Consider the following 511-nt stretch of genomic DNA (forward strand, 5'->3'; position numbering starts at 1 on the left):
TTAAACAGCTTTGATAAATCTATGCTGATCCAGTTATTTTTGAATCAACAGGAACAGTTAGAAAAGGTCAGTGCCGACCTGCATTCCCTGGATACGAAGATGCAGGCAATGATGGAACAGCTGATCCTGGCTAATAAGAACAGGTTTGGACGTTCCTCTGAAAAAATGGAGGATGCCCAGCAACTCCGTTTTGTTGAAGTGGATGGAACCATTGTGTTTTTTAATGAAGCCGAAGCTGTCTGTGATCTGGAGGCACCGGAACCAGAGACTCTGGAGCCGGCACTGGAACGCAGAAAAAAAGCAACCGGTAAGAAAGCTCAGGATATGTCCGGGCTTCCTACAAATCGGATCGACCACTACATGACCGAAGAAGAATTAACAGCAGAATTCGGTGAAAACGGATGGAAACAGCTTCCAGATGCTATTACACGCAGATATCGTTTCATTCCGGCAAAAGTCGAGGTGGATGAGCACCATGTTGGTGTATATGCCAGCAAAACAGACGGGCACA

1 protein-coding gene is annotated in these 511 nt (G+C 46.0%); it reads left to right on the forward strand.

Translation table 11 applies throughout. The annotated features are described in order from the left end of the window. On the forward strand, positions 1–511 hold a 511-nt coding region (locus tag DWX91_RS16375), incomplete at both ends, for a transposase (protein WP_207664043.1).

Origin of the sequence: Clostridium sp. AF22-10, from assembly GCF_003478725.1 — a bacterium.
Lineage (GTDB): Bacteria > Bacillota > Clostridia > Lachnospirales > Lachnospiraceae > Otoolea > Otoolea fessa.